The 25,979-nt window shown below is 65.5% G+C and carries 22 protein-coding genes and 4 pseudogenes; 23 read left to right on the top strand and 3 right to left on the bottom strand.

What is annotated here, in order from left to right; genetic code table 11:
• Positions 1-59 precede the first annotated feature (59 nt).
• From tpiA to ACETMP_RS07680, 7 genes are all read left to right on the top strand, one after another.
• Positions 60-815, top strand: a complete 756-nt coding sequence (tpiA, locus tag ACETMP_RS07710) for a triose-phosphate isomerase (protein ID WP_375160490.1) — start codon at positions 60-62, stop codon at positions 813-815.
• Between the two features lie 139 nt (positions 816-954).
• Positions 955-1,341, top strand: coding sequence for a preprotein translocase subunit SecG (secG, locus tag ACETMP_RS07705; protein ID WP_375160489.1), 387 nt, complete (start codon positions 955-957; stop codon positions 1,339-1,341).
• A gap of 166 nt (positions 1,342-1,507) precedes the next feature.
• On the top strand, positions 1,508-3,139 hold the full coding sequence (locus tag ACETMP_RS07700) for a CTP synthase (protein ID WP_028136195.1): 1,632 nt from the start codon (positions 1,508-1,510) through the stop codon (positions 3,137-3,139).
• Positions 3,140-3,218: 79 nt separating this feature from the next.
• The gene (locus tag ACETMP_RS07695; RefSeq protein ID WP_028136196.1) at positions 3,219-3,545 is read left to right on the top strand and encodes an NIPSNAP family protein; all 327 of its coding nucleotides are present in this window, start codon (positions 3,219-3,221) and stop codon (positions 3,543-3,545) included.
• A gap of 320 nt (positions 3,546-3,865) precedes the next feature.
• A complete protein-coding gene (kdsA, locus tag ACETMP_RS07690; RefSeq protein ID WP_375160488.1) occupies positions 3,866-4,714 on the top strand; it encodes a 3-deoxy-8-phosphooctulonate synthase in 849 nt (282 codons plus the stop codon).
• Complete coding sequence (locus tag ACETMP_RS07685) at positions 4,714-5,922, top strand: MFS transporter (protein WP_375160487.1); 1,209 nt, start codon at positions 4,714-4,716, stop codon at positions 5,920-5,922. Before kdsA ends, ACETMP_RS07685 begins: the two co-directional genes overlap by 1 nt.
• Before the next feature lie 64 nt (positions 5,923-5,986).
• A complete protein-coding gene (locus ACETMP_RS07680) occupies positions 5,987-6,202 on the top strand; it encodes a hypothetical protein (RefSeq protein WP_028136199.1) in 216 nt (71 codons plus the stop codon).
• Between the two features lie 45 nt (positions 6,203-6,247).
• On the opposite strand, the pseudogene queF reads toward ACETMP_RS07680, so the two are convergent.
• Both queF and ACETMP_RS07670 read right to left on the bottom strand, forming a co-directional pair.
• Positions 6,248-6,699 (bottom strand): annotated as a pseudogene (queF, locus tag ACETMP_RS07675) (preQ(1) synthase).
• 47 nt (positions 6,700-6,746) lie between these two features.
• Entirely contained in the window at positions 6,747-7,724 is a 978-nt protein-coding gene (locus ACETMP_RS07670; protein WP_375160486.1) for a lyase, read from the bottom strand.
• Between the two features lie 174 nt (positions 7,725-7,898).
• On the opposite strand from ACETMP_RS07670, the gene eno reads away from it, so the two are divergent.
• The 16 genes and pseudogenes from eno to ACETMP_RS07590 all read left to right on the top strand — a co-directional run bounded on the left by eno (position 7,899) and on the right by ACETMP_RS07590 (position 24,826).
• Positions 7,899-9,182 (top strand): phosphopyruvate hydratase, encoded by a 1,284-nt coding sequence (gene eno, locus ACETMP_RS07665; RefSeq protein ID WP_375160485.1) that lies wholly within the window; start codon positions 7,899-7,901, stop codon positions 9,180-9,182.
• Between the two features lie 34 nt (positions 9,183-9,216).
• Positions 9,217-10,365, top strand: coding sequence for a zinc-binding dehydrogenase (locus ACETMP_RS07660; RefSeq protein WP_375160484.1), 1,149 nt, complete (start codon positions 9,217-9,219; stop codon positions 10,363-10,365).
• 120 nt (positions 10,366-10,485) lie between these two features.
• Positions 10,486-11,484, top strand: coding sequence for an MBL fold metallo-hydrolase (locus ACETMP_RS07655; RefSeq protein WP_375160483.1), 999 nt, complete (start codon positions 10,486-10,488; stop codon positions 11,482-11,484).
• Between the two features lie 271 nt (positions 11,485-11,755).
• On the top strand, positions 11,756-12,307 hold the full coding sequence (locus ACETMP_RS07650; RefSeq protein ID WP_375160482.1) for an NADPH-dependent FMN reductase: 552 nt from the start codon (positions 11,756-11,758) through the stop codon (positions 12,305-12,307).
• A gap of 177 nt (positions 12,308-12,484) precedes the next feature.
• Complete coding sequence (locus ACETMP_RS07645; protein WP_028136207.1) at positions 12,485-12,802, top strand: septum formation initiator family protein; 318 nt, start codon at positions 12,485-12,487, stop codon at positions 12,800-12,802.
• Positions 12,803-13,017: 215 nt separating this feature from the next.
• Entirely contained in the window at positions 13,018-13,977 is a 960-nt protein-coding gene (locus tag ACETMP_RS07640) for a GAF domain-containing protein (RefSeq protein WP_375160481.1), read from the top strand.
• A gap of 312 nt (positions 13,978-14,289) precedes the next feature.
• Positions 14,290-15,806: pseudogene (gene adh, locus ACETMP_RS07635) on the top strand (aldehyde dehydrogenase).
• Between the two features lie 261 nt (positions 15,807-16,067).
• Positions 16,068-17,090: a pyruvate dehydrogenase (acetyl-transferring) E1 component subunit alpha gene (pdhA, locus tag ACETMP_RS07630; RefSeq protein WP_375160480.1), complete on the top strand. Its 1,023-nt coding sequence runs from the start codon at positions 16,068-16,070 to the stop codon at positions 17,088-17,090.
• A 28-nt stretch (positions 17,091-17,118) separates the two neighbouring features.
• A pseudogene (locus tag ACETMP_RS07625) lies at positions 17,119-18,523 on the top strand (pyruvate dehydrogenase complex E1 component subunit beta).
• A 3-nt stretch (positions 18,524-18,526) separates the two neighbouring features.
• Positions 18,527-18,829 (top strand): DUF5076 domain-containing protein, encoded by a 303-nt coding sequence (locus ACETMP_RS07620; protein ID WP_028136212.1) that lies wholly within the window; start codon positions 18,527-18,529, stop codon positions 18,827-18,829.
• A 2-nt stretch (positions 18,830-18,831) separates the two neighbouring features.
• On the top strand, positions 18,832-19,284 hold the full coding sequence (locus ACETMP_RS07615) for a nucleoside deaminase (protein ID WP_028136213.1): 453 nt from the start codon (positions 18,832-18,834) through the stop codon (positions 19,282-19,284).
• A gap of 58 nt (positions 19,285-19,342) precedes the next feature.
• Positions 19,343-20,702: pseudogene (locus tag ACETMP_RS07610) on the top strand (pyruvate dehydrogenase complex dihydrolipoamide acetyltransferase).
• Between the two features lie 22 nt (positions 20,703-20,724).
• Complete coding sequence (locus ACETMP_RS07605) at positions 20,725-20,958, top strand: hypothetical protein (protein ID WP_375160479.1); 234 nt, start codon at positions 20,725-20,727, stop codon at positions 20,956-20,958.
• Between the two features lie 17 nt (positions 20,959-20,975).
• On the top strand, positions 20,976-22,397 hold the full coding sequence (lpdA, locus tag ACETMP_RS07600; RefSeq protein ID WP_375160478.1) for a dihydrolipoyl dehydrogenase: 1,422 nt from the start codon (positions 20,976-20,978) through the stop codon (positions 22,395-22,397).
• Positions 22,398-22,528: 131 nt separating this feature from the next.
• Complete coding sequence (locus ACETMP_RS07595) at positions 22,529-23,770, top strand: threonine synthase (protein ID WP_375160477.1); 1,242 nt, start codon at positions 22,529-22,531, stop codon at positions 23,768-23,770.
• 84 nt (positions 23,771-23,854) lie between these two features.
• On the top strand, positions 23,855-24,826 hold the full coding sequence (locus ACETMP_RS07590; RefSeq protein ID WP_375160476.1) for a tripartite tricarboxylate transporter substrate binding protein BugD: 972 nt from the start codon (positions 23,855-23,857) through the stop codon (positions 24,824-24,826).
• Positions 24,827-24,911: 85 nt separating this feature from the next.
• Here ACETMP_RS07590 and ACETMP_RS07585 read toward each other — a convergent pair whose 3' ends face one another.
• Positions 24,912-25,832, bottom strand: a complete 921-nt coding sequence (locus tag ACETMP_RS07585) for a LysR family transcriptional regulator (RefSeq protein ID WP_375160475.1) — start codon at positions 25,830-25,832, stop codon at positions 24,912-24,914.
• Positions 25,833-25,979 lie beyond the last annotated feature (147 nt).

Raw genomic sequence — 25,979 nt, 5'->3', positions numbered from 1 at the left:
GGAACTGCGGCAGGTCCTCTGCTAGCGCATGCACAAACCTCATTTTGCTGGGAATTGACATGACCGACGCCATCCGCCCCCTGATCGCCGGCAATTGGAAAATGAACGGTCTGAAGGCCCAGGCCGCCGAGTTCGCGGCCATGCTCGACGGCGCGGCCGGGGTGACCGGCAAGGCCGATCTGCTGGTCTGCCCGCCCGCGACCCTGATTGCGACCTTCGCCGAGAAGGCGCGCGGCAAGAAGGTCGCGGTGGGGGCCCAGGATTGCCATCCCAAGGCCTCGGGCGCGCATACCGGCGATATTGCCGCGGAAATGCTGGTGGATGCGGGGGCGAGCGCCATCATCGTCGGCCATTCCGAGCGCCGCGCCGATCACAGCGAGGGTGATGCCCTGATCCGCCAAAAGGCCGAGGCGGCCTGGCGCGCCGGAGCGACAGCGATCGTCTGCGTCGGCGAAACCCAAGGCCAGCGCGACGCCGGCCAGACCCTGGAGATTCTGCGCGGGCAGCTCGCGGGCTCGCTGCCCGATGGCTCGACCGCCGCAGATCTCGTCGTGGCCTATGAGCCGGTCTGGGCCATCGGCACCGGCCTGACCCCGACGGCCAAGGATGTCGAGCAGATTCATGGGTTTATCCGGGAACTCCTAACCACCAGGTTCAAGGCCGAAGGTAGCCGGATGCGCATCCTCTACGGCGGCTCGGTGAAGCCCTCGAATGCGGCCGAGCTGATGGCCGTGAGCAACGTCAACGGAGCTCTGGTCGGCGGTGCCAGCCTGAAGGCGGCCGATTTCCTTGCGATTGCCAAGGGCTGCCCCTAGCTAATCCAAAGCGCTGATCCGGACCCGATCGGGGGTGGCAATGCCCCCTCCGATCGTGTAACACCGCGCAACTTCAGGAAAACCCGCGAAGCGCGATCGGCCGACGTCAGGCGCCGCCCGCTTGTGACGGAAGGGCACTATGCAGACCGTTGTCATCGTCATCCATCTCATGATCGTCGCCGTAATGATCGGCGCCGTCCTGCTGCAGAAGTCGGAAGGCGGCGGCCTCGGCATGGGCGGCGGCGCGGGCTTCATGTCGAGCCGCGGCACCGCGAACCTGCTGACGCGAACCACCGCGATCCTGGCCGCCGGGTTCTTCCTCACCAGCATGTTCCTGTCCTGGCACGCCGGCTACAGCCGTGCGCCATCGTCGATCATCGGCACGCCGGCGTCGCAGGGCCAGCCAGCCGGCGGATCGCCGATCGCGCCGCCGACATCCGGCGGCATCCTGGATCTGCTGAAGAAGGCGGACGAGCAGCAGCAGGCGCCGGCTCCGACCGGCCCACAGGTGCCGCGCTCGCAATAAAGCAGGGGGGCCATGCAGGGCGGCTGCTACCGTCCTGCATCAACAATCCCCATCAAGGCACTGTCACCACTCTTAGTTTTGGCTCACCCACAGGCCCGCAGAATCTTTGGGGCGGAATACGAATCGCTTTGGCGAATCGAATGTAGGGGATTAGAGGTTAAGTCCCATGGCGCGGTACATATTCATCACCGGCGGCGTGGTTTCTTCGCTCGGCAAGGGTCTGGCTTCGGCGGCACTCGGTGCGCTGTTGCAAGCCCGGGGCTACAAGGTCCGCCTCCGCAAGCTCGACCCCTATCTCAATCTCGATCCCGGAACGATGTCGCCGTATCAGCACGGCGAAGTGTTCGTGACCGATGACGGCGCGGAGACCGATCTCGATCTCGGTCACTACGAGCGCTTCACCGGCCGGCCGGCGACCAAGGCCGACAACATCACGACCGGGCGCATCTACCAGGACATCATCTCCAAGGAGCGCCGCGGCGATTATCTCGGCGCGACCATCCAGGTGGTTCCGCACGTCACCAACGCGATCAAGGAATTCGTCCTCGACGGCAATGACGACTACGACTTCGTGCTGGTCGAGATCGGCGGCACGGTCGGCGACATCGAGGGCCTGCCGTTCTTCGAGGCGATCCGCCAGCTCAAGAATGAGCTGCCGCGCGATCACGCCGTCTATATCCATCTCACGCTGCTGCCCTACATTCCGAGCGCCGGTGAATTGAAGACCAAGCCGACGCAGCACTCGGTGAAGGAGCTGCGCTCGATCGGCATCCAACCGGACATCCTGCTTTGCCGCACCGACCGCGAGATCCCGAAGGAGGAGCGGCGCAAGCTCGGGCTGTTCTGCAACGTGCGCGAAAGCGCCGTGATCGAGGCGCGCGACGTCGACAACATCTACGCGGTGCCCGAGGCCTATCACAATGCGGGCCTCGATGACGAGGTGCTCGCCGCCTTCGGCATCGCCTCGCGGATTCCGCCGGAGCTGCGCAGCTGGCAGGAGATCAACGAGCGCGTGCGCAATCCCGAAGGCAACGTCACCATCGCCATCGTCGGCAAGTACACCGGCATGAAGGATGCGTACAAGTCACTGATCGAGGCCCTCTCGCATGGCGGCATCGCCAACAAGGTGAAGGTCAATCTCGACTGGATCGAGAGCGAGATCTTCGAGAAGGAAGATCCGGCGCCGTTCCTCGAGCACGTCAACGGCATCCTGGTCCCCGGCGGCTTCGGCCAGCGCGGGGCGGAGGGCAAGATCAAGGCGGCGCAATTCGCGCGCGAGCGCGACGTGCCTTACTTCGGCATCTGCTTCGGCATGCAGATGGCGGTGATCGAGGCGGCGCGAAACCTCGTCGGCATCGAGGACGCCAATTCCACCGAGTTCGGCCCGACCAAGGAGCCGCTGGTCGGCCTGATGACGGAATGGCTGCGCGGCAACGAGCTCGAGAAGCGCTCACAGGCCGGCGATCTCGGCGGCACGATGCGGCTTGGCGCATACCCCGCGGCGCTGAGCCGCGGCAGCCGCGTCTCGCAGGTCTATGGCGGCGCCACCGAGATCTCCGAGCGTCACCGCCATCGCTACGAGGTCAACACCGCCTACAAGGACCGCCTCGAGCAGCACGGCCTGAAATTCTCCGGCCTGTCGCCCGACGGCGTGCTGCCTGAGATCGTCGAGTACGAGGACCATCCCTGGTTCATCGGCGTCCAGTTCCACCCCGAGCTGAAGTCGCGGCCGTTCGAGCCGCATCCGCTGTTCGCTTCGTTCATTCAGGCGGCGATGGTGCAGAGCCGGCTGGTGTAGCCGGCTCGCCCGCCTTTGACGCACACGCAATTTGTTGCGACAACTTCCCTCCGCAAGAACAACAAGGGAGTGAACTCCAATGATCTACGAAATGCGCGTCTATCGCTGCGTGCCCGGCCGGCTGCCGGCGCTCCTGAAGCGGTTCGAGACCGCCACGCTGAAGATCTGGGAGAAGCACGGCATCAAGCAGGCCGGATTCTTCACGACGCTGATCGGTGAATCGAACCAGGAGCTGACCTATTTCCTGGCCTGGGACTCGCTTGCCGAGCGCGAGAAGAAGTGGGGCGCGTTCATGACCGATCCGGACTGGATGAAAGCCCGCGCCGAGAGCGAAGCCGACGGCCAGATCGTCGGCAACATTGTCAGCCAGATCCTGACGCCGACTGCATTCTCGGCGGTGAAGTAGCGATCCCTGCCGCGCTCAGGGCTGTCGCAATTGGACCGTCACAATAGATCGTCATGCCCGGGGCTTGTCCCGCCTGCGCGGCCGAAGCCGCTTCGGCGCGGCGAAGGCCCGGGCATCCACGTTCTTGGTGCTGTGTCGCGAGGCGTGGATGGCCGGGAGGAGCCCGGCCATGACGAAGTGGAGGCTCTCTCGCTCCGTTGCGATAGTTCTGGCGGCGGCGCGGAACTCTGGCGCAACCCTGATATTCGAACGGTCCGGGCCGAATAGGGTTGATCCGACCCTCATCGCGGCTATGGTCGCGCCGAAACGAGGGATTTGCCTTGAGCTCTTCGCATTCAGCGGCGCCGGTCGTCACCATCGGAAAGGTCAAGTTCGGCAACGATCTGCCGATCTCGATCATTGCCGGCCCCTGCCAGCTCGAAAGCCGTCAGCATGCGCTGGAGGTCGCCTCCGCGCTGAAGGAGATCGCTGCGCGGCTGAACATCGGCCTCGTCTACAAGACCTCGTTCGACAAGGCCAACCGCACCAGCGCCTCGGCGGCGCGCGGCCTCGGCCTTTCGCAGTCGCTGCCGATCTTCGCCGAAATCCGCGCCTCGCTCGGCCTGCCGGTCCTGACCGACGTGCATGAGGCCACGCAATGCGCCGAGGTCGCGCAGGCCGTGGACATCCTGCAAATCCCCGCCTTCCTGTGCCGGCAGACCGATCTGCTGCTGGCTGCGGCCGCGACCGGCAAGGTCGTCAACGTCAAGAAGGGCCAATTCCTGGCGCCGTGGGACATGGCGAACGTCGTCGCCAAGATCACGAGTGCGAACAATCCCAACGTGCTCGTCACCGAGCGCGGGGTGTCGTTCGGCTACAACACGCTGGTCTCCGACATGCGCGCGCTGCCGATCCTGGCGCGCACCACCGGCGCTCCCGTGATCTTCGACGCCACCCATTCGGTGCAGCAGCCGGGCGGGAAGGGGACCTCGTCAGGCGGCGAGCGCGAATTCGTGCCGGTGCTCGCCCGTGCTGCGGTCGCGGTCGGCGTTGCCGGCGTCTTCATCGAGACCCATCCCGATCCTGATCGCGCGCCCTCCGACGGGCCCAACATGGTGCCGCTGCGCGAGTTCGAGAGGCTGATCGCCAGGCTGATGGCGTTCGACGAGCTGGCAAAGAACCCGCGCTGATGCAGCAAGGCGAGGCGCGGGCGCAGGATCACGGCTTGCCGGCAGCGCTCTACGTCATCTCGGGCGCAAGCTTCGCCGCGGCCTTGTCGGCGCGCGCGCTCGATCCGGTGCTGCCGCACGTCGCCGAGGATTTTAGCGTCAGCATCGCCACCGCCGCGGGCTTTGCCGCGGTGTTCGCCTTCACCTTCTCGATCATCCAGCCGATCATCGGCGCTGCCGCCGATCTGTTCGGCAAGACGCGGCTGATGATCGGCTGTCTCGCGCTGCTCGGCTTCGCCAACATCCTGGGCGCATTCTCGACCTCGTTCTCGGTTCTGTTCGCGACCCGCATCCTCGCCGGCATCGGCTCCGGCGGCGTGTTTCCGGTGGCGCTGAGCCTCACCAGCGATCTCGTCGGGCCCGAGAAGCGCCAGGTTGCGATCAGCCGCACGCTCGCCGGCGCCATGACCGGCAATCTGCTCGGCGCCTCGGCCTCCGGCCTGATCGGCGATTTCCTCGGCTGGCGCGGCGTGCTCGCGGTGCTGGGCGGGCTCGTGATCGTGGCGTCGATCGCGGTCGCCGCCGGCTTTCGCGGCGCCAAGGTCCAGCCTCCGCCGCAGACGAGCCTGTCGGCGCTGAAGGCCGGCTATCGCACCATCTTCACCAATCCGAATGCCTATGTCTGCTACTCGGCGGTGTTCATCGAAGGCTGCTGCGTGCTCGGCCTGTTTCCCTACATCGCCTCGTTCCTGTTCGACCTCGGCCAGACCTCGCTGTCGATCGCCGGCATGGTCATCGCGGGATTTGCGGTCGGCGGCCTGTTCTACACGCTGACGGTGTCCCGCCTGCTGCCGTGGCTCGGCGTCAAGGGCATGATGATATCAGGCATGGCACTGGTGGCCTCGCAGCTCGTCGCCGTCGCGTTCGGGCCGCGCTGGGAAGTGCAGGCGCTGAATCTCATCGTGATGGGATGGGGCTTCTACATCGCCCATGGCTGTCTGCAGGTCTTCGCCAGCGAGCTCTCGATCGAGGCGCGGGCCACCGCGCTGTCGCTGCATTCGTTCTTCTTCTTCATGGGGCAGACCGTGGGCCCGCTCGCCTATGGCTTCGGGCTGCAGCACGCCGGCAAGGTCCCGACCCTGTTTGCGAGCGCCGCGGTGATGGTAGTGCTGGGCCTCGTCTGTGCCCGGCTGCTCAAGCCGCGGGTCCCCTCCGACGCGCGCACCTGACGAAAGGGTACCGAAACCCCGCAACTAAATCGGACGTCGTGCCGTCGGCGTGCTACAGCCGGGGATGACAAAGTTCCTGATCGCTGCGCTGCTCGCCATGGCTCCGGTCGCCGCGCAGACGTCTCAAGCCCAGCCCAAGCCACCGGTGACGGATCGCGAGCAGGTGCAGGCTGACCGCGCGAAAGCGGCTGCCGAGGAAAAGAACGCCCCGACCACGCGTCCCTGGGACCGAGATGCGAACGGCAAACGTCCCTGGGAAAGGTCATCCGTCTCGAAGTAGCGCCGCACGCCGCAACCAGTTCGCGAGTCGCCGCTCGCGTCGTTCTCAGCCCCGTCCGCGATAGGGCGCGACGCCTTGCTCGGGCACCCACAGGCCCTTGGGCACGCGGCCGGTCTGCCAGAACACGTCGATCGGAATGCCGCCGCGCGGATACCAATAGCCGCCGATGCGCAAGAATTTCGGCTTGATCTCCGAGGCGATGCGCTTGCCGATCATCACGGTGCAGTCCTCGTGAAAGGCGCCGTGGTTGCGGAAGCTTGCGATGTAGAGCTTGAGCGATTTCGATTCCAGCAGCCACGCACCCGGCGCGTAGTCGATCATCAGATGCGCGAAATCCGGCTGGCCCGTGACCGGACAGAGCGAGGTGAATTCCGGCACAGTGAAGCGCACCAGGTAGTCGGTGCCCTTTTGCGGATTGGGCACGCGGTCGAGCTGCGCGTCTTCCGGTGTGGGGGCCACTCGACCGCACGGCCGAGCTGGAGGGATTTCTTCGCCATCGTCGCATCCTGTTTCCACGCCGGGATGGACGCAAATATCGCTGCCGTCAACCGCTCGCGATGGTCTGGATCATGACGATGCGGTCGTTGCCGGACTCGCAACCCCACAGCTCGCCCGGCCGTCCGTCGAGCTGGCGCACATTGGCATTGGCCTTGTCGCTGGCGAAGACGTTGAACGTCTCCGTAGCGGGATCGAAGCGCACGATGGCGTTGGTGGAAAAGTCGGTCAGCCAGACCTTGTCCTTGTCGTCGACGAAGACGGCATAGGCGCGGGGGCGTTCGCCCGGCAGCTTCCACGTCTTCCACGACCCATCGGCGGGATCGTGCACCGAGACGTGGCCGCTATTCCATTCGCTGACCCAGATCCGGCTCCTCGAATCCGACCACACCCGCCGCGAACCCTGGCGCGGCGTGGGCGGCTCGACGATGCTGGCGTTGCCGGTCGCACGGTCGATCATGGCGATATGGTTGCCGGCGAGCGAGGCGTACCAGACATCGCCCTTGGGGGTGACCGTGATGCCGTAGGGACCGACGCCTTTGGGCGCCCTGAACACATTCATGTCGCCGGACTTCGGCGCGAGGCGGCCGTAATAGCCGGACTGACCGGTGAACCAGTAGGTGCCCTCCTTGTCGAACACGCCGGTGTTGAGGTTGGCGGCAGCGAACTTCTCCGGCAGGCGGAACAGCGTGACCTTGAGGTCGGAGGGATCGACCCGCGCGATCGCGTTCTGGCCGCCCTCGGTGATCCAGGGCGCACCGTCGGGCCCGATGGTCACGCCATGCGGAGCGGCGCCTTCGCCGAGGCTGACCGTCTTGAAACGGCCATCCCGGGGTTCGAGCCTGCCGAGCAGGCCCTTGCCCTGCGCCGTGAACCAGACCGAACCGTCGGGGGCGGGGGCCAGATCATGCAGGCCGATGCCGGCACTGATCGGGAAATATTTCGTCCGGAACGGGCCCTCCTGGGCGAGAGCTGGCCGGGTCGCGAGCAGCGCGGCGCTCGAGACGAGAAACTGGCGGCGATTCATGGCGTTACCCCGGCTGGTTCAGATTGAGGTTGGACGCGCAGATCAATCGAATGCGAGCTTAGCCCCGGCCGTCTCACGCGTCAGTCGAAGCCCATCGTCCAAGCGTTCACATTTGCTTGCGGCCCGTGTAAGACCCGCGGCACCGATCAGCCCTAACGAACGGAAGTGCACATCATGACCGCCATTATCGACATCATCGGCCGCGAAATCCTCGACAGCCGGGGCAATCCCACCGTCGAGGTCGATGTCGTGCTGGAGGATGGCGCGCTCGGCCGCGCTGCCGTGCCCTCCGGCGCCTCGACGGGCGCCCATGAGGCGGTGGAACTGCGCGACGGCGACAAGGCCCGCTATCTCGGCAAGGGTGTCAGCAAGGCGGTCGGCGCCGTCAACGGCGAGATCTTCGAGGCCCTCAGCGGCCTCGATGTCGAGCAGCAGGCCCAGCTCGACCAGATCATGATCGACCTCGACGGCACGGCGAACAAGAGCCGGCTGGGGGCCAACGCCATTCTCGGCGTCTCGCTGGCCTGCGCCAAGGCGGCCGCGAACTCGCTCGACATGCCGCTCTACCGCTACGTCGGCGGCACCTCGGCGCGCCTGTTGCCGGTGCCGATGATGAACATCATCAATGGCGGCGTGCATGCCGACAACCCGATCGACTTCCAGGAATTCATGATCCTGCCGGTCGGCGCCGCGTCCTTTGCCGAGGGCCTGCGCTACGGCGCGGAAGTCTTCCACACGCTGAAGTCGGAGCTGAAGAAGGCCGGCCACAACACCAATGTCGGCGACGAGGGCGGCTTCGCCCCGAACCTGCCGTCGGCCGACGCCGCGCTCGACTTCGTCATGAACGCGATCGGCAAGGCCGGCTTCAAGGCCGGGAGCGACATCGTGCTCGGCCTCGACTGCGCCTCGACCGAGTTCTTCAAGGACGGCAAGTACGTCTATGAAGGCGAGGGCAAGACCCGCTCGATCTCCGAGCAGGCCAAGTACCTGGCTGACCTCGTCTCGCGCTATCCGATCGTCACCATCGAGGACGGCATGTCGGAGGACGACATGGACGGCTGGAAGGAGCTCACCGACCTCGTCGGCAAGAAGTGCCAGCTGGTCGGCGACGACCTCTTCGTCACCAACGTCAAGCGCCTCGCCGACGGCATCAAGGCCGGCCGCGCCAACTCGATCCTGATCAAGGTCAACCAGATCGGCACGCTGACCGAGACGCTCGCCGCCGTCGAGATGGCGCACAAGGCCGGCTACACCTCGGTGATGTCGCACCGCTCCGGCGAGACCGAGGATTCCACCATCGCCGACCTCGCGGTCGCCACCAATTGCGGTCAGATCAAGACCGGCTCCCTTGCGCGTTCCGACCGCACCGCCAAATACAATCAGCTCCTGCGCATCGAGCAGCAGCTCGGCAAGCAGGCGCTCTACGGCGGCAAGGCGGCACTGAAGGCGCTGGCATAAGCCGGCGCTTGACCAAACACAGGGGAGGACCGACATGAGCGACGGCGAGACCGGACTGCACGAGACCGGACTGCAACTGCGTTCGCTGCTCAAGAAGAGCGGCGAGCTGGAATTGTCGCTCGTGGAGGTCCCGACGCCGGAGCCGGCCGACGACGAGGTCGTCGTCCGCGTCGAGGCGACGCCGATCAACCCCTCCGATCTCGGCCTCCTGATCGGCCCGGCCGACATGTCGGCCGCCAAAGCCTCCGGCACCAAGGAGATGCCGGTCATCACCGCGACGATGCCGGAGGCGGCGATGCGGATGATGGCAGCCCGGCTCGATCAGTCGCTGCCAGTCGGCAACGAGGGCGCCGGCACGGTGATCCGGACCGGCGCGTCGGACGCGGCGAAAGCGCTGATGGGCAAGACGGTGTCGATGATCGGCGGCGCGATGTACACGCAGTACCGCGTGCTGAAGGTCCGCGACGTCATGGAGCTGCCGGCGGGCACCACGGCGGCCGACGGCGCGTCCTGGTTCGTCAATCCGCTGACCGCGCTCGGCATGACCGAGACGATGCGGCGCGAGAACCACAAGGCGCTCGTGCACACGGCCGCCGCCTCAAATCTCGGCCAGATGCTCAACAAGATCTGCATCAAGGACGGCATCGGCCTCGTCAACATCGTCAGGAGCAAGGAGCAGGCCGATATCCTGCGCAAGATCGGCGCCAAGTACATCGTGGATTCCAGCGCGCCAAGCTTCACGGACGATCTCACCAATGCGCTGGTCGAGACCGGCGCCACCATCGCGTTCGATGCCATCGGCGGCGGCAAGCTGGCCAGCCAGATCCTGACCGCCATGGAAGTCGCGGCCAACAAGACCGCGAAGGAATACAGCCGCTACGGCTCCAACGTGTACAAGCAGGTCTATATCTACGGCAGCCTCGACAATCGGCCGACCGAATTGAGCCGGTCGTTCGGCCTGACCTGGGGCGTCGGCGGCTGGCTGCTGACGCCGTTCCTCCAGAAGATCGGTCCGGCCGAGATCGGCCGCCTGCGCCAGCGCGTGGCGTCCGAGCTCAAGACCACCTTCGCCAGTCACTACACCAAGGTAGTCTCGCTGGCCGAGGCGCTCGATCCCGCCAACATCGCCGTGTACGCCAAACGCGCCACCGGGGAAAAATTCCTCATCAACCCGAATAAATAATCGTGATCTGCGACGGCAGGTCACCGAAGGAAAGGTCTTGCCTTCTGCGCGCAGCGCGCGATTAAATTCCGCCGCCATTGCAGGCGGAAAAACCGCAAAGCGCTCAGAAGGGGACCTTCCATGACCGATCTCAGTCGCCGTCATCTGCTCGCAGGCGCCGCCGCCCTCGGCGCGGCTGCAGCGGCCGGGCTTGGACCGACCGCCGCCAAGGCCGCAGCGCCGCAGGCCGGAACGCAAGCGCCGGGCTTCTATCGCTACAAGGTCGGCAGCTTCGAGTGCACCTCGATCAACGACGGCGCGCGCACCTTTCCGATGCCGGAGAGGTTCGTCGCCAACATTCCGAAGGAGGAAGCGCTGGCCGCAGGGGAGGCGGCCTACATGCCGAAAGGCATGGTCACGATCCCGTTCAACCCGCAGCTCATCAATACCGGATCCAAGCTGGTGCTGATCGATACCGGTAACGGCATCGCCAATTTAGAGGCCAGCAAGGGCGCTGTCGGCCGCACATTGCAGAACATGCAGGCTGCCGGCGTCGACCCCAAGAGCGTCGACGTCGTGCTGCTGTCGCATATGCATGGCGACCACATCAACGGCATCCGCCTGGCCGACGGCGCCTTGGCCTTTCCGAACGCGGAGATCATGGTGCCCGGCAAGGAGTGGGAGTTCTGGACCAGTGAGGACAACGCCGCCAAGGCCGAGTCCAATCCGGCGCTGAAGAACAATTTCGCCAACATGAAGAAAACCTTCGCCGGCCTCGAGTCGAAGGTGACGAAGTACGAGTGGGGCAAGGAGGTCGCGCCGGGCATCACCTCGATCGCAACGCCGGGCCACACGCCCGGCCACACCTCGTTCGTGGTTGCGTCGGGCGATGCCAAGGTGCTGATCCAGTCCGACGTCACCAACATCCCGGAATTCTTCCTGCGCAATCCGGACTGGCACGTCATGTTCGACATGGACGCGGCGATGGCGCAGCAGACGCGTCACAAGTTCTACGATATGGCGGCAGCGGAGAAGGCGACGGTGGTCGGCTTCCACTTCACCTTCCCGTCGGTCGGTCATGTCGTGAAGGACGGCGCCAAATATCGCCTGATCCCGTCGGCGTGGAATCCGACGATCTGAGCTGCTTCACGGTCCGCGCGAACGTTCAGGCCGCCCTCGGGCGGCCTGATTGTTATGGTTCGTAGCCCGGATGTAGCGCAGCGCAATCCGGGAGGTTGCCACAAGGCAAATTGGCCCCGGATTACGCTGCGCTCCATCCGGGCTACTTGCCGCACCATCTGCTTTCGCGAAACGCAGCGTTTCCAATTCGGGCCGGTTCATGCACTTGCATCAATCGGTCCGGATCGCTTAAGTGCGGTCGGGCACCTCCCTCAAGGTTCAAGGACACCTCATGGCCTACAATATCGTCACGATCGCCGGCAGCCTGCGCAAGGAAAGCTTTTCGCTGAAGATCGCCAACGCGCTTGCCAAGCTCGCGCCCGGCTCGCTGAAGCTCGAGGTCATCACGCCGGCCGGCATCTCGTTCTTCAATCAGGATCTCGAGGGTGCGCCGCCCGCGGACTGGCTGGCCTTCCGCGACAAGCTTCAGAAGTCGAACGGCGTCCTGTTCGTCACCCCCGAATACAATCGCTCGATCCCGGGCGTCCTCAAGAACGCCATCGACGTCGCCTCGCGCCCCTATGGCAAGAGCTCGCTGCTCGGCAAGCCGATCGGCATCATCTCGAACTCGCCGGGACCGCTCGGCGGCGTCAGCGCGGCGAAGCATCTGCAGAATGTCCTGCCGGGCATCTCCGGTCCGCTGCTGCAGCAGCCGGAAATCTACCTCAACGGCGTCGGCGATGCCTTCGGCGCGGACGGCAGCCTGACCAAGGACTCCTTGAAGACGGTGCTGCAGCAATACATCGACGCCTTCGCCGCGCACGTGGCGAAGAATCAGGGGTAGGGTTGAACGAACGGCAAATGGGCTCGTCATTCCGGGGCGGCTCGAAGAGCCGAACCCGGAATCTCGAGATTCTCAGGTGCGCAATTGCGCACCAGGGTTCGATGCTACGCATCGCCCCGGAATGACGGTTTGCTCGGAGTTAGCACTCCCTTAACCAACCTGACCCATCTTCGCAGGATGGTCTCCCGCGCGCGCCTGAAATCGATCCTGACCGGACTTGCCCTCTACGCGATGGCGGCCGCCATCGTCGGCTATTTCGGCGTCAACGCCTATACCGGCAAATACGGCCTCAACGCCCGCCAGGAGCTCGATCAGGAGATCATCGCGCTGACCAGCGAACTGGCCCAGCTCAAGCGTGAGCGCGTCAGGAGCGAGCAGCGGGTGTCGCTGCTGCGGTCCGAGCGGATCGATCCCGATATGCTGGACGAGCGGGCGCGCTTCCAGCTCGATTATGTCAATCCGCGCGATCTCGTTCGGATGATCCCGGCGAAGTAGCGTTGCTCGCGCATTGCGAAACGGGCGCGAAAGCCGCTGCCGAGATCCGGCTTCTTGGCGCCATGCTCCTTCGAAGGTCGTAAGTCCGGAACCGGTCGGCTGCCTTGACGACGGCACCGCGGCGGGCTCATGGCTTGTGCAGCGCTCGCTGAAGTTGACGCAGATCAAACGGGTGGCGCCGGCACGTTCTAGTCTGTCATCCGGAGGAAACTGTGATGAATGGGTCAATGCCCCGGCATCACGCGGCCCGTGTCGAGGCCGCCATCGCGTCAGGCCAGGCGGCACGATCCGCGCTCGTGGCCTCGTGGCGCCGTTCGTCCAGATTGCACCATCTCGATCCCGGCGGCCGCACCTCGCCGATGCGGCTGACCGAAGCCGAACTGCACCGGGCGCGCGAGCGCGTCGCGCCGCTGCTGGCGGCCGCGCAAGGCGCGATGGACCGGCTCTACCAGGCCGTCGGCGCCAGCGGTTGCTGCGTGCTGCTCGCCGACGGCGAGGGCGTGCCGGTCGACCGTCGCGGCACGCCGGCGGACGACGCGACGTTTCAGTCTTGGGGACTGTGGACCGGTGCGCTCTGGAGCGAGGAGCATGAAGGCACCAACGGCATTGGCACCTGCCTCGTCGAGCAGCGTGCGCTGACGATCGACCGCGACCAGCATTTCTTTGCCCGCAACACGCTGCTGAGCTGCACCGCCGTTCCGATTTACGACCATGAGGCCGCGCTCGCCGGCGTGCTCGACGTCTCCTCCTGCCGCGCCGACCGCACCGACGCGTTCTCCAGCCTGATCGCGCTTGCGGCGGGCGAGGCGGCCAAACGGATCGAAGCGGATCTGTTCCGCAAGGCGTTCGCCCATGCCCGCATCGTGCTGACGCAAGCCGCGGACGGCCAAGGCGGCGGCCTCGTCGCGGTCGATGCGGACGATCTCGTGATCGGTGCGACCCGCTCCGCCCGGGTGGCGCTCGGAATCGCCCCCGGCCGGGCATGGCGGCCGATGCCCGCAGCCGATCTGCTCGGCGGCGACACCGCGCACGATCATCTTGCCGGCGGCCAGCGCGCGGTGGTGCAACGGGCAATGCTCCGCGCCGGCGGCAATGTCTCGGCGGCCGCCAAGGCCCTCGGCATCAGCCGCGCCACGCTGCATCGAAAGCTGAAGCGGTTCGAGCTGAACCACTAGGCCGCGCTGTTTACTCGAACTCCGATCTCGTGCCCCGGACGCAGCGCAGCGCGTCGCCCTTGCGACGTGGCGCGCTGCTGAGCCGGGCCCATGTCGCCGCATTCTCCCGTGCCCGCCTTCCGGGTCCCGGCTCGCGCAGCAACGCCAAGAGCGTTGCCGCGCGTCCGAGACACGAGAGTGTGTCGCAGAACTGCGACAGGTCGGTCCCGCCATCGCTTTCCCCCTGGCTGACAGCGAAGCCCTCCCGCGACATCGTCGGCGCAAGTCGTGAACACACGACGACAAGCCAACAGCAATCAACGGGAGTGATCAATGAACAAGGTGGAATTCCTCAGCGTCACCAAAGTTCCCTTCGCCGAACGCTATGACAACTTCATCGGCGGCAAGTTCGTCGCGCCGATCTCCGGCAAATATTTCGACAACGCCTCGCCGGTGACCGGTCAGGTCGTCTGCAAGATCGCGCGCTCCGACGCGCAGGACGTCGAGGCGGCCCTCGATGCGGCGCATGCCGCCAAGGCGGCCTGGGGCCGCACCAGCGTCGCCGAGCGCGCCGCGGTCCTGAACCGGATCGCCGATCGCATGGAAGAGATCTGGAGCGTCTCGCCATCGCCGAGACCTGGGACAACGGCAAGCCGATCCGTGAGACCCGCGCCGCCGACCTGCCGCTGGCGATCGACCATTTCCGCTATTTCGCCGGCGTGGTGCGCGCCCAGGAAGGCTCGATCGGCGAGATCGACCACGACACCATCGCCTATCATTTCCACGAGCCGCTCGGCGTGGTCGGCCAGATCATCCCCTGGAACTTCCCGCTGCTGATGGCCTGCTGGAAGCTCGCGCCCGCGCTCGCCGCCGGCAATTGCGTGGTGCTGAAGCCGGCCGAGCAGACCCCGGCCTCGATCATGGTCTGGGCCGAGATCATCGCCGACATCCTGCCGCCCGGCGTCCTCAACATCGTCAACGGCTTTGGCCTCGAGGCCGGCAAGCCGCTGGCCTCGAGCCCGCGCATCGCCAAGATCGCCTTCACCGGCGAGACCACGACGGGCCGGCTGATCATGCAGTACGCCAGCCAGAACCTCATTCCCGTCACGCTGGAGCTCGGCGGCAAGTCGCCCAATATCTTCTTCAAGGACGTCACGGCCGAGGACGACGATTTCTTCGACAAGGCGATCGAAGGCTTCGTCATGTTCGCGCTGAACCAGGGCGAGGTCTGCACCTGTCCGAGCCGCGCGCTGGTCCATGCCGACATCTATGACCGCTTCATGGAGCGGGCCTTGAAGCGCGTTGCTGCGATCACGCAGGGCGACCCGCGCGATGCCACCACCATGATCGGCGCGCAGGCCTCCGGCGAGCAGCTGGCGAAGATCCTGTCCTACATCGACATCGGCAAGCAGGAGGGCGCCAAGGTGCTCGCGGGCGGCGGACGGGCCGAGCTCGGAGGCGATCTCGCCGGCGGCTTCTACGTCAAGCCGACCGTGTTCGAGGGCCACAACAAGATGCGGATCTTCCAGGAAGAGATCTTCGGCCCCGTGGTCTCGGTCACGACCTTCAAGACCGACGACGAGGCGCTCGAGATCGCCAACGACACGCTGTACGGGCTTGGGGCCGGCGTCTGGAGCCGCGATGCCAACCGCTGCTACCGCTTCGGCCGGGCGATCCAGGCCGGCCGGGTCTGGACCAATTGCTACCACGCCTATCCCGCCCACGCGGCGTTCGGCGGCTACAAGCAGTCGGGCGTCGGTCGCGAGACCCACAAGATGATGCTCGATCATTATCAGCAGACCAAGAACCTCCTGGTCAGCTACAGCCCGAAGAAGCTCGGCTTCTTCTGATCGAGAATGCGGAGGGCGGCGCCTCGTCCGGCGCCGTCCACTTCGACGACTGGGATCGGCATGGTGCATAGTTCTTGAGCTGGTCATAACGCCGCATCGTGACGCGTAGATTTGTTGCCCGATCGGCGCCAAAGATTTTCCAATATTTCGACCACGTTGCAGTGCGGCATAATGAAAGTCGTGCCAAGTCGCTGCGGTGCTTTCCAAGGGCGTTTGACTTGGGTTAGAGAGGGCGAAAGTTTTCTCTGACCCGGAATTCCTATGGCCGCACCCAAGAAAGCCGCCGCAAGCACTCCACAGGACAAGACCGACGGCGGTTCGCCTCCGGAATTCACGAGGGAGCAGGAGCTCAAGGCGCTCCGCGACATGCTCCTGATCCGCAGGTTCGAGGAAAAGGCCGGCCAGCTCTACGGCATGGGTGCAATCGGCGGCTTCTGCCACCTCTATATCGGCCAGGAGGCCGTGGTGGTCGGCATGCAGATGGCCCTGAAGGAGGGCGATCAGGTCATCACCGGCTATCGCGATCATGGCCACATGCTTGCCACCGGCATGGACGCCAACGGCGTCATGGCCGAGCTCACGGGCCGCCGCGGCGGCTATTCCAAGGGCAAGGGCGGCTCCATGCACATGTTCAGCAAGGAGAAGCACTTCTACGGCGGTCACGGCATCGTCGGCGCCCAGGTCTCGCTCGGCACCGGTCTCGCCTTCGCCAACCATTATCGCGGCAACGACAATGTCAGCGTCACCTATTTCGGCGACGGCGCAGCCAACCAGGGCCAGGTCTACGAGAGCTTCAACATGGCGGAGCTCTGGAAGCTGCCGGTGATCTACGTCATCGAGAACAACCGCTACGCCATGGGCACCTCGGTCTCGCGCGCCTCGGCGCAGCAGGATTTCTCCAAGCGCGGCGCGTCCTTCAACATCCCCGGCAAGCAGATCGACGGCATGGACGTTCGCGCCGTCAAGGCTGCGGGCGAGGAGGCGGCGGCCTGGTGCCGCGCCGGCAAGGGGCCCTTCATCCTGGAGATGCAGACCTATCGCTACCGCGGGCACTCGATGTCCGATCCTGCAAAATATCGCACACGCGAGGAGGTCGAGAAGGTCCGTCACGATCAGGACCCGATCGAGCAGGTGCGCAACCGCCTGTTGGCCGCCAAGGTCAGCGAGGCCGACCTCAAGGCGATCGACGCCGAGGTGCGCGACATCGTCAACGCCTCCGCCGATTTCGCCCAGCATGATCCTGAGCCGGATGCCGCCGAGCTCTGGACCGACGTCTACCGCTGAACGCGCGCAAGCTTTCCTTGGAGAAGATATGCCAATTCAAGTGCTGATGCCCGCGTTGTCGCCCACGATGGAGAAGGGCAACCTCGCCAAATGGCTGAAGAAAGAAGGCGAAGCGATCAAGTCGGGTGACGTGATCGCGGAGATCGAGACCGACAAGGCGACCATGGAGGTCGAGGCGACCGACGAGGGCACGCTCGGCAAGATCCTGATCCCCGAGGGCACCGCCGACGTCGCGGTGAACACGCCGATCGCGACCATTCTCGCCGACGGCGAGAGCGCGGCCGATCTCGCCAAGGCGTCCGCGCCGGCGAAGCAGGAGAAGGCGGCGGAATCCGCACCGCCCGCCGCCGCCAAGTCCGAGGCGCCTCAGCCCAAGGAGCCTCAGCCCAAGGCTGCGCCGGCGCCGCAGGCCGTTGCCGAACCCGATCCGGAAGTGCCCGCGGGCACCGAGATGATCACGCAGACCATCCGCGAAGCCTTGCGCGATGCCATGGCCGAAGAGATGCGCCGCGATGCCGACGTCTTCGTGATGGGCGAGGAGGTCGCCGAATATCAGGGCGCCTACAAGGTCACGCAGGGCCTGCTCCAGGAATTCGGGGCCAAGCGCGTGATCGATACGCCGATCACCGAGCACGGCTTTGCCGGCGTCGGCGTCGGTGCCGCGATGGCCGGCCTCAAGCCCATCGTCGAGTTCATGACCTTCAACTTCGCCATGCAGGCGATCGACCAGATCATCAACTCCGCCGCCAAGACGCTCTACATGTCCGGCGGCCAGATGGGCTGCTCGATCGTGTTCCGCGGCCCCAACGGTGCGGCTGCGCGCGTCGCCGCCCAGCACAGCCAGGATTACTCGGCCTGGTACTCGCACGTTCCCGGGCTCAAGGTCGTCGCGCCGTATTCGGCCGCCGATGCCAAGGGCCTGCTCAAGGCCGCGATCCGCGATCCCAATCCGGTGATCTTCCTCGAGAACGAGGTGCTCTACGGCCACAGCGGCGAAGTCCCCAAGCTGGATGATTTCATCATCCCGATCGGCAAGGCGCGCATCGTGCGCGCCGGCAGCCATGTCACGATCATCTCCTGGTCGAACGGCATGACCTATGCGCTGAAGGCCGCCGACGAACTCGCCAAGGACGGCATCGAGGCCGAGGTGATCGACCTGCGCACGCTGCGCCCGATGGACACCGAGACCATCATCAACTCGGTGAAGAAGACCGGGCGTGCGGTGACGGTGGAGGAGGGGCTGGGCCCAGAGCGGCGTCGGCGCCGAGATCGCCGCGCGCATCATGGAGAACGCCTTCGATTATCTGGACGCGCCGGTGACGCGCGTCTCCGGCAAGGACGTGCCGATGCCGTATGCGGCGAACCTGGAGAAGCTCGCGCTGCCGTCGGCGGCCGAGGTCGTCGAGGCCGCCAAAGCCGTCTGCTACAGGTAGACCATGGCGGGCCCCAAGGAGCAGCCACTGCCGCCCGACGTCATGGCCCGCGACGACGCGGTCGAGATCCTGCGCGTGTTCGTGCTGGACGGCGGGCTGTCGATGGCGTTCCAGCGCGCCTTCGAGGAGCCCGACATGTGGGGCCTCCTGCTCGTCGATCTCGCCCGCCATGCCGCGCGCGCCTATGCGCGCGAGAGCGAATATACCGAAGAGGACGCGCTGAACCGGATCCTCGAGATGTTCCAGGCCGAGATCGAGCGTCCCACCGACACCGGCACGACGACGCCGCGCGGCAAGGGGCACTGACCATGGCGATCGAGCCCTATCATTACGATTTCATGCTGGAGGCGATCCGTGAGGCGGAGGCTTCGATCGCGCAGGGTGGCCTGCCGATCGGCGCCGTGCTGACGCGCGACAACAAGATCATCGCCCGCGGCCACAACAACCGCGTGCAGGAGAACAATCCGATCCTGCACGGCGAGATGAGCTGCCTGCGCGAAGCGGGCGCGATCTCGTTTCACGACACCGTCATGTACACCACGCTGTCGCCGTGCTCGATGTGCGCGGGTGCGCTCGGGCTTTTCAAGGTCAAGCTGGTGGTGATCGGCGAATCCGTCACCTTCGAAGGCTCCAAGGACATCCTCGACAAGTTCGGTATCCCCTGGATCGACCTTGCCGATGACCGCTCCATCACCATGATGAAGAATTGGCGTTCCATCCCGGCCAATGAGCGCCTGTGGCAGGGCGACATCGGCAACTAAACCTGGTCGTCTTCGCTGTCGAAAGACGACGTTTTGCAAAGTTCTTCTTGAGGTCAGCATGCCCATCAACATCCTGATGCCCGCTCTCGCCGACGATGGAGAAGGGCAACCTCGCCAAATGGCTGAAGAAGGAAGGCGACAAGGTCAAGTCCGGCGACGTCATCGCCGAGATCGAGACCGACAAGGCGACCATGGAGGTCGAGGCCATCGACGAGGGCACGATCGCCAAGATCCTGGTGCCCGAGGGCACGCAGGACGTCCCGGTCAACGACGTGATCGCCGTGCTCGCCGGCGAGGGCGAGGACGTGAAGGCGGCGGGGAGCGCCAAGCCGAGCGCTTCGGCCGCGCCGCCGAAAGCGGAGAAGCCCGCTGAAGCTCCTGCTGCTGCGCCAGCGCTCGCACCTGCCGCGCCCAAGGCCGCTCCGCCGCCTGCCGCGGCACCCGCGCCGCAGGCCGCAGCTCCGGCCGCGCAGGCGAACGGTCATGGCGGCCGCGTGTTCTCATCTCCGCTGGCGCGCCGCCTCGCCAAGGAAGCCGGCATCGATGTCGGCATGGTCACCGGCACCGGTCCGCACGGCCGCGTGGTCGCACGCGACGTCGAGCAGGCCAAATCAGGCAAGGGCCTCAAGGCGCCCGCGGCGCCGCCGTCCGGCGGCGCGCCCGCGATCGCTCCGACCATGTCGGACAAGCAGATCCTGTCGTTGTTCGAGCCGGGCTCCTACGAGATCGTCCCGCATGACGGTATGCGCCGCACCATCGCGCAGCGCCTGACCGCCTCGATCCAGAACGTCCCGCACTTCTACCTCACGATCGACTGCGACATCGGCAAGCTGCTTGCCGCGCGCGAGGAGATCAATGCGGCGGCGCCGAAGGACAAGGAGAAGAAGCCGCTCTACAAGATCTCGGTCAACGACTTCGTCATCAAGGCGATGGCGGTGGCGCTGCAGAAGATCCCGAACTGCAACGTGAGCTGGACCGAAAGCGGCATGGTCAAGCACCATCATTCCGACGTCGGCGTTGCCGTGGCGATGCCCGGCGGCCTGATCACGCCGATCATCCGCAAGGCGGAGACCAAGACGCTGTCGGTCATCTCCAACGAGATGAAGGATTTTGCCGCGCGCGCACGGTCGCGCAAATTGAAGCCCGAGGAATATCAGGGCGGCACCACCGCCGTCTCCAATCTCGGCATGTACGGCATCAGCCACTTCACCGCCGTCATCAACCCGCCGCATGCGACCATCCTGGCGGTCGGCACCAGCGAGGAGCGTCCCGTCGTGCGCGGCGGCAAGATCGAGATCGCGCACATGATGAGCGTGACCTTGTCCTGCGATCACCGCGCCATCGACGGTGCGCTCGGCGCCGAGCTGATCGGTGCGTTCAAGCAGCTGATCGAAAACCCCGTGATGATGATGGTCTGACGCGGCGGCAGAGGGGGCAAGCTTGCATGTCCGGACCCGCTGGCCATGGATATCTCTGCTGCTCGGCGCCGTCGTCGCGCTCAATCCGATCGGGCTCGATTTTCTTCGGTCCGCCTTCTTCTCGGGGGAGCAGCTGTCGCGGAACATCGCTCAACCGATCGTGTTGAGCGCGCTGGCCATTCTGGTCCTGATCGGGATCATTGAATGGCTGGTCAGATCTATTGTCTTCAAGCGCCGCGCCCGCGGCGCCTCTTGAGTTGAACGGGAGCCGCCATGGCCGACACATCCTTCGACGTCATCATCATCGGCTCCGGTCCCGGCGGCTACGTCACCGCGATCCGCGCCGCGCAGCTCGGCTTCAAGACCGCGATCGTCGAGAAATCCTATCTGGGCGGCATCTGCCTGAACTGGGGCTGCATCCCAACCAAGGCGCTGCTGCGTTCGGCCGAGATCTACCACTACATGCAGCACGCCGGGGATTACGGCCTGTCGGCGGAGAAGGTCTCGTTCGATCCCAAGGCCGTGGTGCAGCGCTCGCGCGGCGTCTCCAAGCGCCTCAACGACGGCGTCGGCTTCCTGATGAAGAAGAACAAGGTCAGCGTGATCTGGGGCGCGGCCTCGATCGACGCACCCGGCAAGGTCACCGTGAAGAAGTCCGACGTCGAGGCGCCGAAGGGCACGCTGGGCGAGGGGAGCTATCAGGCCAAGCACATCATCGTCGCAACCGGCGCACGGCCGCGCGTGCTGCCGGGGCTCGAGCCCGACAAGAAGCTGGTCTGGACCTATTTCGAAGCGATGGTGCCGGAGCGGATGCCGAAGTCGCTGCTGGTGGTCGGCTCCGGCGCGATCGGCATCGAGTTCGCCTCGTTCTTCCACACCATGGGATGCGAGGTCACCGTGGTCGAGGTGCTGCCGCAGATTCTGCCCGTCGAGGACGCCGAGATCGCGGGCCTCGCGCGCAAGCGCCTGGAGAAGCAGGGCATCAAGATCATGTCCTCGACCAAGGTGACCAAGCTCGAGAAGAAGGCCGACAGCGTCCTCGCCACCATCGACGACGGCAAGGGCAAGCCCGTCACCACCGAGTTCGAGCGCGTGATCTCGGCGGTCGGCGTCGTCGGCAACATCGAGAATCTGGGCCTCGAAAAACTCGGCGTGAAGACCGACCGCGGCATCGTCGTGGTTGACGGCTACGGCAAGACCAATGTTCCCGGCATCTACGCCATCGGCGACGTCGCAGGTCCGCCCATGCTCGCGCACAAGGCCGAGCATGAGGGCGTGATCTGCATCGAGGCGATCAAGGGCCTCAAACCGCACCCGATGGACAAGACCATGATCCCGGGCTGCACCTATTGCCATCCGCAGGTGGCGTCCGTCGGCTTGACGGAGGCCAAGGCCAAGGAGAACGGCCGCGAGATCCGCGTCGGCCGCTTCCCCTTCGTCGGCAACGGTAAGGCCATCGCGCTCGGCGAGGACCAGGGCCTCGTCAAGGTCATCTTCGACAAGAAGACCGGCCAGCTGCTTGGCGCCCACATGGTCGGCGCGGAAGTCACCGAGCTGATCCAGGGTTACGTCGTCGCGATGAATTTGGAGACCACGGAAGAGGAGCTGATGCACACCGTGTTCCCGCATCCGACCCTGTCGGAGATGATGAAGGAAGCCGTGCTGGATGCGTATGGACGGGTCCTGAATATTTAGCGAACGCGTCATTCCGGGCGCCTCGAAGAGGCGAACCCGGATCTCGAGATTCCGGGTTCGATGCTTCGCATCGCCCCGGAATGACGGACGATAGAGATCATTGGCAACAAGGAAGAAGAAAGAATCGAGCCATGCACGACAACGACAACCTCACCATCGAACGCCCGACCTTCGTCACCCATCTCGAATGCGCGATGGAGGGCGATCATTACGCCGCCGACCAGGTCCACAACCTCTCCAAGGCCGGCAAGCCGCTGCTGGTGCGCTACGACCTCGCGGGCGTGAAGAAGGCGCTGACCAAGGACGCGCTGGCGCAGCGCCCCGGCGACATGTGGCGCTATCGCGAGCTGCTGCCGGTGCGCAAATGCCAGGACATCGTCTCGCTCGGCGAGGTCACCACGCCGCTGATCCGGCTGCCCAAGCTCGGCAAGAAGCTCGGCGGCGGCGAGATCATCGTCAAGGATGAGGGACGGCTGCCGACCGGCTCGTTCAAGGCGCGCGGCCTCGTGATGGCGGTGTCGATGGGCAAGGCGCTCGGCATCAAGCACATGGCGATGCCGACCAACGGCAATGCCGGCGCGGCGCTGGCGGCCTATGCCACGAGCTGCGGCATCAAGACCACGATCTTCTGCCCGGCCGACACGCCCGAGGTGAACGTCAGCGAGATCGAGCTGCAGGGCGCGACCGTCTACCGCGTCAACGGCTATATCGACGATTGCGGCAAGATCGTCGGCGAGGGCAAGGCCAAGGTCGGCTGGTTCGACACCTCCACGCTGAAGGAGCCGTACCGCATCGAAGGCAAGAAGACGATGGGCCTCGAGCTCGCCGAGCAGCTCGGCTGGGACGTGCCCGACGTGATCTTCTATCCGACCGGCGGCGGCACCGGCCTGATCGGCATGTGGAAGGCGTTCGACGAGCTGGAGAAGATCGGCTTCATCGGCTCGAAGCGCCCGCGCATGGTCGCGGTGCAGGCCTCCGGCTGCGCGCCGATGGTGCGCGCGTACGAGGCCGGCACCGAGCACGCCACGCGCTGGGAGGACGCCCACACCATCGCCTCCGGCATCCGCGTGCCGCAGGCGATCGGCGATTTCCTGATCCTGCGCGCGGTGCGCGAGAGCAAGGGCTTTGCCATCGCGGTCGACGACGACAAGATCTCGGCGGCGCTGAACGAGGTCGCGCGCGAGGAGGGGTTGCTGCTCTGTCCCGAGGGCGCCGCCACCTACGCCGCCTACAAGGAGAGCCTCGCCGACGGCCGCGTCAGCAAGTCCGATCGCGTCATGTTGTTCAACTGCGCCACCGGCCTGAAATATCCGCTGCCGCCGGTCACGCGCACGCTCGACCGTCACAAGCCGATCGATTACGCGCAGTTCTAGCGCGGCATAGGCTACGAACGATCCCTCTTCCCGTACGCGGGCAGAGGGCCAAAAAACAACAAAGACATCGCTGGGGAGAAGACAATGACGAAGGCCGTCTGGGCTGCGCTGTTTGCTGTTCTCGCTGCTGTCGGCGCCGCGCGCGCCGATGACTATCCCACCCGTCCGATCACCATCATCGTGCCATTCGCGGCGGGCGGACCGTCCGATGCAATGGCGCGCGTGCTTGCCGAGCGCATGCGGGTGCCGCTCGGCCAGCCCGTGGTGATCGAGAACGTCACCGGCGCGGGCGGCTCGATCGGCGTCGGCCGCGCCGTGCAATCGCCGCCGGACGGCTACACCATCTCGTTCGGCCATCTCGGCACCCACGTCGCCAACGGCGCGGTCTACAAGCTCAAATTCGATCTCGTCGCCGACCTCGAGCCGGTGGTGCTGCTGCCGAGCAATCCGATGATGGTCGTCAGCAAGAACGCGGTGCCCGCGACGTCGCTGAAAGAGCTGATCGAATGGCTGAAATCGCGCAGCTCGGCGCCGACGGCGGGCACCGCCGGCGCCGGCTCCGGCAGCCACATCGCCGGCGTCTATTTCGAAAGCGTCTCCGGCATCAAGCTGCAATACGTGCCGTATCGCGGCACCGCGCCCGCACTGAACGACCTGATCGCCGGCCAGATCGACATCATGGTCGACCAAGCCTCCAACTCGATCGGTCAGGTCCGCGCCGGCACGATCCGCGCCTACGGCATCACCGACAGCAAGCGCCTGGCCTCGGCGCCGGAGATCCCGACCGTGGAGGAGGCGGGCCTCAAGGGCTTCAACATGACGCTGTGGTCGGGCATGTGGGTTCCGAAGGGCACGCCGAAGGAGATCGTGGCAAAGCTCAACGCCGCGGCCGTGGAAGCGCTGAACGATCCCGCCGTGAGGAAGCAGCTCGAAAACCAGGGTCTGGAGATGACACCGAAGGACCAGCTCGCCCCCGAAGCGCTCGGCACCCGGCAGAAGGCCGAGATCGCAAAATGGTGGCCGATCATCAAGGCGGCGAACATCAAGGTGGATTGAGGGGGCTTGTAGCTGGTGCGGTCATTGGCCCGATGGATGCGCAAGCGCATCCACTCATCTGGCCTCGGTCCGCTTCGACGCTGGGTCACTTGGGCGGCTCCCGCAGGTCGCGCAATTGAGACGAAGGATTGGCCCGGCGGCCTTCCAGCAAATCGCGCTCGTCGCCGAGGACACGGGCCATAAACTCGGTAAACGCGCGCACCCGTGCCGTCCGGCTCAAGTCCTCATGGGTTAGCAGCCAAAGCTCGGATTTGGCATCCGGCAGGACCTCTCCCACCCGTATTAGCCCGCCAGCCGCCTCGCCGAGGTAGCACGGCAGGACGGTCCGCCCCAGTCCCGCGGATGCCAGGTCGCGCAGCGCCAGTAGACTGTCCGCGCGAGCCGCGATTTCGACGTCGGGCACGTTTGCCCGCGTCCAGCGGCCGACGACAGTCCCGGCCAGGCTGTCGTCGGGAACGAGCCATGGGCCTGCATGGGCACCCGGGGCCGCATAGATGCCGAACGCGAGTCCGCACACTCGCCTGCCGCGGAGCACTTCGGGAGGACCGGTCATAGGGCGCACCGCGACGTCAGCCTCGCGGCGGGTCAGATCTGCGGGGATATTGCCGACCACCAATTCGATGATCACGGCGGGGTGGCGAACTCGAAAGGCTGCCAAGTGCTGGGGCAGGGTGGCCGCGGCTAGCGTATCGGTCGTGGCCACCCGCAGCGTGCCATGCATCTGCAGATCCCGTCCGGCCAAACGACGCTCCAGGTCGGCGACCGCGTCGGAAACGTGCCTTGCTGTCGCGAGCAATTGCTCGCCGCCAGCGGTGAGCCCGTACCCTGTGTGAAGCCGTTCGAATAGCCGGCATTGGTGCGTCCGCTCGAAGGCCTTCACGCGTCGCAGCACGGTGGTTCGGTTCACTCCTAACGCGCGCGCAGCGCCAGCGAGCCCGCCCTGCTCGGCAACTGCAAGCATAAAACGCAGGTCATTCCATTCGATGCGACGGGGTATGTGGGCCATTGCAGCCGAGCTCCGATGTTCAAGGAAAGGGCGCCGCAAACGCATGGGCTCCGAATTCTGCGCATCGGCCGTTTCAGCGAAAAAGGGTGTGCAATGGTGCACATCGCGACTGCAGGTTCGCATCATGGCCCCCTAACGCAAGCCGCG

The organism is Bradyrhizobium dasycarpum, assembly GCF_042019905.1.
Lineage (GTDB): Bacteria > Pseudomonadota > Alphaproteobacteria > Rhizobiales > Xanthobacteraceae > Bradyrhizobium > Bradyrhizobium japonicum_B.
Note: the sequence above shows the minus strand (reverse complement) of the source record. Positions and strands in the feature narration are given on the sequence as shown.